Annotated in this window: 11 protein-coding genes; 1 reads left to right on the plus strand and 10 read right to left on the minus strand. The window is 68.4% G+C overall.

Annotation, left to right across the window (positions count from 1 at the left end):
* From Q0R13_RS18880 to Q0R13_RS18910, 7 genes are all read right to left on the minus strand, one after another.
* Nucleotides 1–270: helix-turn-helix domain-containing protein (locus Q0R13_RS18880; RefSeq protein WP_293906859.1), on the minus strand; the 270-nt coding region annotated here is incomplete at its 3' end.
* A 162-nt stretch (nt 271–432) separates the two neighbouring features.
* Entirely contained in the window at nt 433–3,096 is a 2,664-nt protein-coding gene (gene metH, locus Q0R13_RS18885; protein WP_293906861.1) for a methionine synthase, read from the minus strand.
* A 173-nt stretch (nt 3,097–3,269) separates the two neighbouring features.
* Nucleotides 3,270–4,331 carry a homocysteine S-methyltransferase family protein gene (locus Q0R13_RS18890; RefSeq protein WP_293906863.1) on the minus strand — a complete coding sequence of 354 codons (1,062 nt, stop codon included), beginning with the start codon at nt 4,329–4,331 and terminating at the stop codon, nt 3,270–3,272.
* Nucleotides 4,332–4,401: 70 nt separating this feature from the next.
* The gene (metF, locus tag Q0R13_RS18895) at nt 4,402–5,370 is read right to left on the minus strand and encodes a methylenetetrahydrofolate reductase [NAD(P)H] (RefSeq protein WP_293906864.1); all 969 of its coding nucleotides are present in this window, start codon (nt 5,368–5,370) and stop codon (nt 4,402–4,404) included.
* Nucleotides 5,367–6,338 carry a metalloregulator ArsR/SmtB family transcription factor gene (locus Q0R13_RS18900; protein ID WP_293906866.1) on the minus strand — a complete coding sequence of 324 codons (972 nt, stop codon included), beginning with the start codon at nt 6,336–6,338 and terminating at the stop codon, nt 5,367–5,369. The genes metF and Q0R13_RS18900 overlap by 4 nt, the downstream gene beginning before the upstream one ends.
* Nucleotides 6,339–6,377: 39 nt before the next feature.
* Complete coding sequence (locus tag Q0R13_RS18905; RefSeq protein ID WP_293906868.1) at nt 6,378–6,743, minus strand: VOC family protein; 366 nt, start codon at nt 6,741–6,743, stop codon at nt 6,378–6,380.
* A 221-nt stretch (nt 6,744–6,964) separates the two neighbouring features.
* Nucleotides 6,965–7,894, minus strand: coding sequence for a 2-hydroxyacid dehydrogenase (locus tag Q0R13_RS18910; protein WP_293906870.1), 930 nt, complete (start codon nt 7,892–7,894; stop codon nt 6,965–6,967).
* Between the two features lie 46 nt (nt 7,895–7,940).
* Here Q0R13_RS18910 and Q0R13_RS18915 point away from each other — a divergent pair, with 46 nt between their 5' ends.
* Entirely contained in the window at nt 7,941–8,093 is a 153-nt protein-coding gene (locus tag Q0R13_RS18915; protein ID WP_293906872.1) for a hypothetical protein, read from the plus strand.
* Between the two features lie 136 nt (nt 8,094–8,229).
* On the opposite strand, the gene Q0R13_RS18920 is transcribed toward Q0R13_RS18915, so the two are convergent.
* The 3 genes from Q0R13_RS18920 to Q0R13_RS18930 all read right to left on the minus strand — a co-directional run.
* Nucleotides 8,230–10,146, minus strand: coding sequence for a TIR domain-containing protein (locus tag Q0R13_RS18920; protein WP_293906873.1), 1,917 nt, complete (start codon nt 10,144–10,146; stop codon nt 8,230–8,232).
* A gap of 280 nt (nt 10,147–10,426) precedes the next feature.
* Nucleotides 10,427–11,206, minus strand: coding sequence for an IS3 family transposase (locus Q0R13_RS18925; protein ID WP_366853254.1), 780 nt, complete (start codon nt 11,204–11,206; stop codon nt 10,427–10,429).
* A 92-nt stretch (nt 11,207–11,298) separates the two neighbouring features.
* Nucleotides 11,299–11,574, minus strand: a 276-nt coding sequence (locus Q0R13_RS18930) for a hypothetical protein (RefSeq protein ID WP_293906875.1), incomplete at its 5' end; no start/stop codon positions are given.

Here is an 11,574-nt window from a genome sequence, read left to right on the forward strand (position 1 = left end):
CTGGCGGCGCGCCTCCCTCAGGTCCCCGGCCCTGGCCGCCACCCCCCGCGCATCGGCCATCTCCTGGGCTTCCAGCTTCGGCGGCCGACCGCGCTGCGAGCGCAGCGCCAACGCTCCGCCCACGCGCCAGGCGTCCCGCCACCGGTAGATGATCGTGCGCTTGACGCCCACCTCCAGCGCCAGCGCGCTGCCGCTCTCGCCCGCCTCCAGCCGCTCAATCACCGCCAGCTTGAACTCGCGGCTGAAACTTCTCCGCTTCTCCTGGGACATCGGTTCTCCTAGATCGAGAACTGTCCCCTATTTCCGCGTCTCTGTCCGGGCGTTCACTCCAGTCGGCGAGCGAGCGGGGAAAGTGGTGTGTGTCTCGACTTTCCGCTGCGCCTTCCGCGTTTTCTGCACTTTCTGCGGTTCAACAACGACGGCGCCCGCCGCCTACGCCGGCTCGTAGTTCAGGATCGGCGCGAGCCACCGCTCCGCCGTCGCCAGGTCCCACCCCTTGCGCCGCGCATAGTCCTGCACCTGGTCCTTCTCGATCCGGCCGACGCCGAAGTAGTGGCTCTCCGGATGCGCGAAGTACAAACCGGACACCGCCGCGGTGGGGAACATGGCGTAGCTTTCGGTCAGTTCCAGGCCGGTCGCCGCCTCGGCGTCCAACAACTGGAACAGGGCGCCCTTCTCGGTGTGGTCGGGCTGGGCCGGATAGCCGGGGGCGGGGCGGATGCCGCGGTAGGTCTCGGCGATCATCGCTTCAACATTGAACGGTTCGTCGGGCGCATAGCCCCAGAGTTCGGTGCGCACGCGGCGGTGCAGGGCCTCGGCGAAGGCTTCGGCCAGCCGGTCGGCCAGGGCGGCGGCCATGATCGCCGAATAGTCGTCGTTCCTGGCCTTGAACGCCTTGGCGATCTCAGCCTCCCCATGGCCGGCGGTGACCGCGAAGCCGCCGATCCAGTCGGGCTTGGTCCCGATGGGGGCGATGAAGTCGGCCAGGGCCACGTTGGCGCGGCCGCCGTCCGCCTGGGAGGTGGACTTCGCCATCTGCTGGCGCAGGGTGTGGAAGCGGGCCCGCTCGGTGGTGCGGGTCTCGTCGGTCCAGACCACCACGTCGTCGCCGTCGGCGTTGGCCGGCCAGAAGCCGACCACGCCGCGCGCCTCGAACCATTGCTGGCCGACGATCTGCTGCAGCATGGCTTGCGCGTCGGCGAACAGGTTCGTGGCCGCCTCGCCGACCACGTCGTCGGTGAGGATCTGCGGGTAGCGGCCGATCAGCTCCCAGCTGGCGAAGAACGGCGACCAGTCGATGTGGCGGGCCAGGTCGGCCAGGTCGTAGGCGGTGAAGGTGCGCGTGCCCGTGAAGCTGGGTCGGGGCGGATCGTAGGTGGTCCAGTCGGGCGTAAAGGCGTTGTCGCGGGCCTCCTTCAATGTTGAACGAGCTCGATTGCCCTGCCCGCGCGCGAACTGCTCGCGGACCTTGACGTATTCCGCCGCCGTCTCGGCCTGGAGGCGCGCCGTCTCGGTGGGGGAGAGCAGGCCGGAGACCACGCCCACGGCGCGGCTGGCGTCCAGTACATAGGTGGTCTGGCCGCCCTTGTAGCGGGGCTCGATCTTGACCGCGGTGTGGGTCTTCGACGTCGTGGCGCCGCCGATCAGCAGCGGGATGGTCATGCCGCGCCGCTCCATCTCCGCTGCGACGAAGGCCATCTCGTCCAGGCTGGGGGTGATCAGGCCCGACAGGCCGACGATGTCGACGTTCTGCCGGACCGCCTCGTCCAGGATGCGGTCGGCCGGAACCATCACGCCCAGGTCGATGACGTCGTAGTTGTTGCACTGCAGCACGACGCCGACGATGTTCTTGCCGATGTCGTGGACGTCGCCCTTGACGGTCGCCATCAGGATGCGGCCGGCCTGCACCCGGGGCTTGCCGGCCTTCTCGGCCTCCATGAACGGCTCGAGGTAGGCGACGGCCTGCTTCATCACCCGGGCCGACTTGACCACTTGCGGCAGGAACATCTTGCCCGCGCCGAACAGGTCGCCGACCACGTTCATGCCGTCCATCAGCGGGCCTTCGATGACGTGCAGCGGGCGCTCGGCTGCGGCCCGGGCCTCCTCGGTGTCGGCCTCGATATAGTCGGTCAGGCCGTGGACCAGGGCGTGGGTGATGCGGCCGCCGACGTCCTTCTCGCGCCAGGTAAGGTCCGGCCCCTTGGCCTCGGACTTGCCGCCCTTGTACTTGGGCGCAAGCTCCACCAGGCGTTCGGTGTTGGAGATGTTCGTTCGCTGCTTGCGGTTGAGGATCACGTCCTCGACGGCCTCGCGCAGTTCGGCGGGGATGTCGTCATAGACCGGCAGGTCGCCGGCGTTGACGATGCCCATGTCCATGCCCGCCGCAATGGCGTGGTACAGGAATACCCCATGGATCGCACGACGTACCGGTTCGTTACCCCGGAATGAGAAGCTGACGTTGGAGACGCCGCCGGAGATCCGGGCATGTGGCAGGCTCTGCTTGATGCGCCGCGTGGCCTCGATGAAATCAACGGCGTAGTTGTTGTGCTCGTCGATCCCGGTGGCGACGGCGAAGATGTTCGGGTCGAAGATGATGTCCTCGGCGGGGAAACCGATCTGTTCGGTGAGGAGCTTGTAGGCCCGCTGGCAGATCGACACCTTGCGGTCCGCCGTATCCGCCTGCCCGACCTCATCGAAGGCCATCACGACGACGGCGGCGCCATAGCGCAGGCAGGCCTGGGCCTGCTCGATGAACTTGGCCTCGCCTTCCTTCATCGAGATCGAATTGACGATCGCCTTGCCCTGGACGCACTTCAGCCCTGCCTCGATCACCTCCCACTTGGACGAGTCGATCATCACCGGCACCCGGGCGATGTCCGGCTCGGCGGCGATCAGGTTGAGGAAGGTCCGCATGGCGTGGACGCTGTCTAGCAGCCCCTCGTCCATGTTGACGTCGATGACCTGCGCCCCGGCATCGACCTGCTGGCGCGCGACGGAGAGCGCGGCCGGATAGTCGCCGTCGGCGATCAGCTTGCGGAATTTGGCCGAGCCGGTGACGTTGGTCCGCTCGCCGATGTTGATGAAGGTGGGGCGCATGCCGCTCTTACTATCAGTGTCATCCCGGTTTCGGCGCAGCCGAAGACCGGGACCCATAAGCACCGGATGGCGGTGGGGTTAACTCGGTGGCAGACGCTTCGCCATCTCTCGAAACGCCGACGCCTATGGATCCCGGTCTTCGCCTTCGGCAAAACCGGGATGACACGCGCGGCTCAAGCCAGCTCGAACGGTTCCAGCCCCGCCAGCCGCATGGCCGTCGGCCGCTCGGGGATGGCGCGGGGCGTCATGCCGCGGACCTCGTCGGCGACGTGACGGATGTGGTCGGGCGTGGTGCCGCAGCAGCCGCCCAGGATGTTGACGATGCCGTCCTGCGCCCAGGCGTGCAGCTGGTGGCCGGTCTGGTGCGGTTCCTCGTCGTACTCGCCCATGGCGTTGGGCAGGCCGGCATTGGGATAGGCTGACACCAGGGTGTCGGCGATGCGGCTGAGCTCGGCGATGTGCGGCCGCATCAGGTCGGCGCCCAGGGCGCAGTTCAGGCCGATGGCGAACGGCTTGGCGTGCCGCACCGAGTTCCAGAACGCCTCCACCGTCTGGCCCGACAGGGTGCGGCCCGAGCGGTCGGTGATGGTGCCGCTGATCCAGATCGGCAACGCCTCATAGCCCTGGTCCTCCAGGTCCATGATCGCCTTCAGCGCCGCCTTGCAGTTGAGCGTGTCAGTGATGGTCTCCACCAGGAACAGGTCGACCCCGCCGTCGTGCAGGGCGCGGACCTGCTCGGAATAGGCCTCATAGACCTGGTCGAAGGTCACCTTGCGCGCGCCGGGGTCGTTCACGTCCGAGCTCATCGACAGCATCACCGGCAGCGGGCCGATGGAGCCGGCGACGAACCGCGGTTTGCCCGGCTCCTTGGCTGTCCAGCGGTCGGCGACCTCGCGGGCGATGCGGGCGCCGGCCAGGTTGATGTCGCGCACGGCGGCCTCCTGGGCATATTCGCCCTGGCCGATCGAGGTCGACGAAAAGGTATTGGTCTCCGAGATGTCGGCGCCGGCGGCGTAGTAGGCGTCGTGCAGCTCGCCCACGATGTCCGGCCGGGTCAGGCACAGGATGTCGTTGTTGCCCTTCATCTGGCCGGGGTGGTCCGCGAAGCGGTCGCCGCGGTAGTCGGCCTCGCTCAGGCCGCGCTTCTGGAACATCACGCCCCAGGATCCGTCGAGGATCAGCACGCGCGTCTGGGCGGCCGCCTTCAGGGCCGCAATACGGTCCTGGCGGGTCATCCTGCTTCGCTCCCGAAAGGAGCTTCGCAGGATCGGAGGATGGGCCCTCCGTAGCCTTGGCGAAGGAGGGTCATGCCGCGGCTTCCTTGGGTCCGCCTGATCCTTGATCAGGCTTTGTTTCAACAAGACTTGGCGGGGCCTCGCGCACGCCCAGCACCCGGCAGATGGCGTAGGTCAGGTCGGCGCGATTGAGCGTGTAGAAGTGGAAGTCGCCGAAGCCCTCCTCGGCCAGGCGGGCGCACATCTCGGCGGACACCGAGGCGGCGATCAGCCGGCGCGTGTCGGGATCCTTCTCCAGGCCGTCGAACAGATTGCCCAGCCAGCCCGGCAGCTGAATGCCGATCGGGCCGGACATCTTCTTCAGGCCGGAATAGTTGGTCACCGGCATGATCCCGGGCGAGATCGGGATGGTCACCCCGGCCTTGCGCACCCGGTCCATGAACCGCAGGAAGCCGTCCACGTCGAAGAAGAACTGGGTGATCGCCCGGGTGGCGCCGGCGTCGATCTTGGCCTTCAGCACGTCGATGTCGTGGTCGATGCCGGGGCTTTCGGGATGGACATGCGGATAGAGGCCCACGCTGACCTCGAACGGGGCAATGGCGCGGATGCCGGCCGTCAGCTCCGTCGCGTTGCAATAGCCGTCGGCGCGCGGCGTGTAGGCGCCGCCGATCTGGCCGGGCGGGTCGCCGCGCAGGGCCACGATGTGGCGGATGCCCGAGGCCCAGTAGTCCGAGATCACCTCGTCCACCTCGCCACGCGAGGCCTCCACGCAGGTCAGGTGCGCGGCCGGCCTCAGGGTGGTCTCCTTCAGCATCCGCAGCACCGTGCGGTGCGTGCGGTCGCGGGTGGAGCCGCCGGCGCCATAGGTGACCGACACGAAGGTGGGGTTCAACGGCTCCAGCCGGCGGATCGCCGCCCACAGGTTCTCCTCGGCCTCGGCGGTCTTGGGCGGCGAGAACTCGAAGGAGACGCCGGGGCGCGACTGGCCGCCGACGCCCGCGCGGGCGACCGGGCCTAGCGCGGAAAGGGCGGGGCTCATGCGGCGCTCCTCAGTTCGGTGGGCGCGTGGGAGGCGGCCCAGATCTTCACGGTCAGTCCATCGGCCCGGGTCGGCGGCAGGGCGGTCAGGGTCACCACCGGCAGCCCGCCCTCGCCAAGCCAGCGGGCCATCTCTTCGTCGGAAAAGCCTAACCGACGGTGCTGATGGGCCTCGCGCAGGAACTCGTGCTTGTGCGGGGCGAAGTCGACGATGATCAGCCGGCCGTCACCAGAGACGATCCGCGCCGCCTCGCGGACCGCCGACGCGGGGTCCCCCAGGTAGTGCAGCACCTGGTGGACCACCACCAGGTCGGCGGCGGCCTCGGGCAGGCGGGTGTCGAAGATGTCGCCGTGGCGCAGTTCCACATGGTTGAGGCCGGCCTCGACGGTGTTGCGCCGGGCGATGTTCAGCATCTGCTGCGACAGGTCCAGACCCAGCGCCTGGTCCGCCTGCGGGCCCAGCAGGGTCAGCATGCGGCCGGTGCCGGCGCCCAGGTCGACCAGCCGGCGGAACCGGTCCTCGCCGGCCGCCCGCTGCACGGCGACTTCGACGTCGTCCTCGGAGACGTAGAGCGAGCGGATCTGGTCCCAGTGGTCGGCGTTCTCGGCGAAATAGCTCGCCGCGGCGGTGGCGCGCTCGGTCTGGACGTCGTCCAGCTTGCGGCGGTCGCGGGCCAGGATGAGATCGTCGGCGTCGACGCGCGCCAGCACCTCGTGGATCACCTCGCGCTGGCGGCCCTCGCCGGTCAGGCGGTAGAACACCCAGGCCCCGTCCGGGAACCGCTCGACCAGCCCGGCCTCGGCCAGCAACTTCAGGTGGCGCGACACCCGCGGTTGGCTCTGGTCCAGCACGCGGCACAGTTCCAGCACCGCCAGTTCCTCAAGCTCCAGCAGCGCCAGTATGCGCAGGCGCGTCGGCTCGCCCGCGGCGCGCAGCACATCGACAGCCTGTTTGGCGGACAGTTTCATCACACATAAAGATATCTTTATATGTGGCGACGTCAAGGGTCAGGCGGGCGGTTCCAGGTGTTCCCAGAGTTCGATCTTCAGCCCCTGCGGGTCCATCAGCCAGGCGAAGCGGCCGTAGGATTCGTCCTGCCGCCCCATGAGCGCCTCACCCGCCGCCTCGACGCGGGCCACCATGCCGTCGATGTCGTCCACCCGCAGGTTCAGCATGAACGGCTGGGTCGACGGGTCGAAGTAGTCGCTCGTCGCCTGGAACGGCGACCAGAGCGTGAAGCCCCCGGCCGGCGGCGGCCACATGGCATGCCCGCCCTCCGTCGGAAACCCCAGCACCCGTGCATACCACTCGGCCAGCGCGCCGGTGTCCTGCGCCTTCACGAACACCCCGCCGATCCCCAGCACCTGCGCCATCACGTCTCTCCTGATCGTTCGCCTTCGCCATACATCGCCGAAGCCGCCCCTCTCCTCACCCGCTGGGGCTACAGGATTCACACAGATCCTTCCCAACGGTGTCATCCCGGTTTTGGCGCAGCCAAAGATCGGGACCCACGATCAGGCTCGGCCTGGGAACGCGGGTATCTGCCCTTGGCGGGCTTGGCGTCGAACCCGGCGCCCGTCATTCCGGGCAGACCCTATCCGCGAACCGGCGACGCCAGGGGCTGGCCGGCGAGGTAGCGTTGCACGTTGTCCAGCGCCTGGGCCAGCATCTGGGGGATGCCTTCGGTGGTGCCGCCGGCCCGATGCGGGGTCAGCAGGACGCCCGGCACGCCGGCCCAGCGGTCCGCCGGCGTCGGTTCGGTCTCGAACACATCGAGCCCGGCGCGCCACAGCCGGCCGGCCTTCAGGGCGTCGATCAGGGCGTCCTCGTCGATCACCGAGCCGCGCGAGACGTTGACGATCATGCCGGCGGGGCCCACCGCCTCGATCACCTCGCGGGTCACCAGTCCGCGGGTCTCCGCCCCGCCCCGGCAGGCGACCACCAGGATGTCGCTGGCTTGCGCCAGGGCCAGCAGGCTGGGCGCCATCGGCCAGGGCGCGGGCTTGGGGTTCGGCCCCCACCAGCTCACCTGCAGCTTGAACGGCTCGGCGCGCCGGGCGACCGCCTGGCCGATGTGGCCCAGCCCAACGATGCCCAGCCGGCGTCCGGTCAGGGTGGGCTGCGGGGCCAGCCGGTCCTCGGTGCGCCAGCGGCCCTCCTTCACCACGCGGTCGGCCTCGCCCATGTCGCGCCAGCCGGCGACCAGCAGGCCCAGGGCGTGGTCGGCCACGTCGTCGGCGTTGACCCCGGCGGCGTGGGTCACCTCGATGCCCCGCGCCCGGCACCAGGCCACGTCGACGCCGTCGTAGCCGGCGCTGATCACCGCGATCAGGCCCAGGTTCGGCAGGCTGGCCAGATAGTCCGGGGTCAGCACGAACTCCCCGGCGTGCAGGATGGTCCGGACGCGCGGCCGGTCCGCGTCGGCCAGCTCCCAGGCCAGGGCCGTCGCCACGCCCGCCCGTTCCACGGCCGGCCGGACCGGCGCGAGCATCGGAATGGAAATCAACGCCAGCGGCTCAGACATCGCGACCCCTTAACCCCATGCTCCCCGTCCTACAGCGAGAGCGCTCATGCGCCGCATCCTGATCATCGGCAATTCGGGCGGCGGCAAGTCCACCCTGGCGCGCAAGCTGGGCGGGAAGCTGGGCCTCCCGGTCGTCCACCTGGACGTGCTGGTTCTGGAAACCCGGCTGGGTCCGGAGCGACAAGCATCTTCCGTCTGAAGAGCGATCGCAAGATCGCCGGGTTCCTCGAGACCGCGGCCTGAGATGCGAAGGCTGCGCCGCTTCGGCTCCCGATGCTCCGAGCAGACCCGATGAAAGTCTGTTCAGGGGTGGATGGCGGACACCGACAGCCGTGTCAGGGAAAATTCAGTCTCGTGAGCAGGGCCGCATAGCGCGGATCGCTGCGGATCGGGTCGAGGAACGGATCGACCTTCAATTCCGCCAGCCCCGGATCCTTGGCTCGAAGCGCATTTTCGAGCTCGGCGAACGCAAGGTCCTTGTCGCCGAGGGCGGCACGAATTTGGGCATATTGGTAGCTCGCGGTAGCGCCGAACTGTGCCTTGAGCTGCCCCAACATCCGTTCGGCGCCGGCTCGATCGTGACTTTGTGCGGTCAGCAAGCCCCGGCGCAACAAGATGAAAGAATCGCCGGGCCCGGCGGCCCGGTACTCGGACTTTGCCTGCTCAATCCGCCCGAGACCAAGAAGCGCGTCGCCGAGCAGGATGTGTGCAGAGCGACCTTCGGGCGAGATCTGCAGCGACTTGCGTCCGGCTTCGATCGCCTGCGCGTAACGCCCCAAGCGGATAAGCACTTGAGCTTTGTACCGATGGCATCGCGCGTTCAAGGGATCGAGCGCGATGGCTTGATCAGCGATCCGCAGCGCCTCCTCGGACCTCGCCAGTAACCCAAGGATGCAGGCCCCGAGGGTCAGCACCTCGGGATCGCTTGGAGACAGGGCGAGAGACCGTCTTGTTTCCTGCAGCGCGCGCGGAAAATCTAGTGTCGTTAGCGCGACAGAGGCCAGAATGGCGTGGGCCGAGCCCAACCTCGGCGCGAGCGCTACGGCCTTCTCGACGGTGGCGTCCGCTTGCGCCAGCAGGTCGGCGATCTCGGTCGGGGACGACGCAAAGTTCGCGGCCAGCACATTCAATGCGTCGGCTTTCTGGACAAAGGCTTCGGCGTAGTTGGGATCACGGCTGATCGCCGCGTCCGCCAGCGCGATCCGTCGGCGAATAGACTCAAGACTGGTGAATTCTCGCCCCAGCTTTCTGATCTGCAGGACGAGATCTTGAGCCACTCTGTCGGCGGTGCCGCCCAGGGTAATCGCCGCCTGGGCCGCAAGGCCGAGAGCGCCCTTGAGCGCGGTCGCCACGTTCTGGGCGATATCAGTCTGGATCCTGATCGCGTCGCCGGGCTGGCGGTCGTATTGTTGCGTCCACCGATAGGCCCCGGTGCGGCCATCGATCAGCTCGGCGCTGACGCGGATCGTCGACGGCGACTGGCGAACGCTGCCGGTAAGGATGCTGGAGACGCCGAGCTTTCGGGCGACGGTCCGGGCGTCCTCGTTGCGCACCGCGATCGACGATGTCGCGCCGATGACCGTCAGCCCGCCAAGGCGGGCCAGCGCGCTGCGGATCTCATCGGCCATGCCTTCGGAGAAATAGGCCTGGTCAGGGTCACCACTCAGATTAGCGAACGGCAGCACGGCGATGCTCTTGGGCGCCGCGGCGGCGGAAGGCTTCAGCAGCGCCCATGCGCCAACGCCGGCAACGGCTGCCGCGGCGACGCCGGCCCCGCCCGCGACAAGCGCACGCCGCGAGACGCGCCGCACGCGCACGGGCGGGTGCGGGCGAACGACAGGCTCCCCTGAAATCTGGCCGCGCACGGCGTCGGCGATCGCCTGGAACCCCGGGTCTGAGCGATCGCCGTTCCAGCCCAGCAGCGACAGCGCCTGGATTTCGCCGAAGCCGAGCGGCGGACGGACGGTGTCGAGGCGGATCGGAAGATAGACGTTGCGTTCCTGCGCCCGCCGGGCCTCGTCGCGCACGAACTGTCCCTCGGGACCCACCGAGGCGCTCGTCCAGGCGACAATCACGCACCTTGCCGAGTCGAGATTCGCCTCGATCTTTTGGTGCCAGTTCGCCCCGCCGCTGATATGGGCGTCCCACCAGACACTGAAGCCTTCGGCTTCAAGCGCGTCCACCAATCGCCTGATGCGCGGCCGGTCGTGCGATTTGTAGGAGACAAAAATATCCGCCGCTGAACCCGTCACGCAGTCCCCACGCCATGGCGCGAGCCATTCTAAGGCAGCGCTTCGCATTAACAAGGGCGTCAGGGTGAGCGTGGCTGGCGGCGCGGCGTCGGCAGCGGGTCGGACACGGCTATCGGCGTCCGTGAAAAATAAAGGGACACTATACTTAATTCGTGCGGCGTTCCCGCCTGCAGTGACCCCCATCGGTGAGACACGATAATCGGGGACAGTCGTGGTTGAGGGTGTTGATGGGCTGCTGCGCAGCAGCCCATGGGTTGGGCAGGTTTTCAAACTCGATGGGTCAGAGGTAGTCGAGGGCCGAGTGCAGACGCTCGGTGTTGTAGACCGCGTCGATGAAGCCGCCGATGGCTGAGGTGGCGTGGGCCAGGTCGCGGTAGTGGCTGGCGTCGACCTCTTCGGTCTTCAGGGTCTTCATGAAGCTCTCGGCCATGGCGTTGTCATAGGGACATCCCGCCCGGCTCATCGAGGGCTGGATGCGGGCGGCGAGGAGCCGCTCGATGTAGTCGCCGCAAGCGTACTGGGTCCCGCGGTCGGTGTGGTGCACGAGGCCGCCGGGGATGATCTCGCGGCTGGCGAGCGCCATCTCCAGGGCCGCGATGGCCAGTTCCGCGCGCAGGTGGTCGGCCATGGCCCAGCCCACCACCTTGCGGGAGAAGGCGTCCAGGATCACCGCCAGATAGACGAAGGCCTCGCCCAGCCGCACATAGGTGATGTCTGCCACCCACAGCTGGTTGACCGCCATCGGCGCCATGTGGCGCGCCAGTTTCGGCCAGACCCGCCAGCCGTGCCGCGCGTCCGTGGTCGCCGGCCGGAAGACCGGCTTCCTCAGGCAGAGCAGATTGTCTTCCCGCAGGATGCGGGCCACCCGCTTGTGATTGGCTGCCCAGCCCTCCCGCTTCAAGAGCGCGGTGATCCGGCGGTAGCCGTAGTCGCGGTGCGAGATCGCCAGCCGCTGGATGGCGCCCTGCAGCGCCGTCTCCTGGGCGCGCGGCGCATGCTCGCCCCAGTGGCGGTAGTAGGCCGCGCGGCTCACCTGGGCGAGCCCGCACAGCCGCTCGATCGATCCGGGGCCGTGGAGCCCCTAGCCTTGCGCCGATCCTTGGCCTTGCGCCGAGCCTTGGCCTTGCGCCGATCCTTGGCCTTGCGGATGCGTCATCGCCGCGATCTCGGCGAAGACGCCGGCGCGCCAGGAACGGTGTCCGTCCGGCGCGACGTCTCGATACGCCGCAAGGCGCCTTTGAAAAAATCCAGATCTAGCTGCTGCTGGCCGACCTTGCGCTCCAGCTCCGCGATCTGGCGGCGCGCCTCCCTCAGGTCCCCGGCCCTGGCCGCCACCCCCCGCGCATCGGCCATCTCCTGGGCTTCCAGCTTCGGCGGCCGACCGCGCTGCGAGCGCAGCGCCAACGCTCCGCCCACGCGCCAGGCGTC

The sequence above is a fragment of the Phenylobacterium sp. genome, assembly GCF_025351295.1.
Taxonomy (GTDB): Bacteria; Pseudomonadota; Alphaproteobacteria; order Caulobacterales; family Caulobacteraceae; genus Phenylobacterium.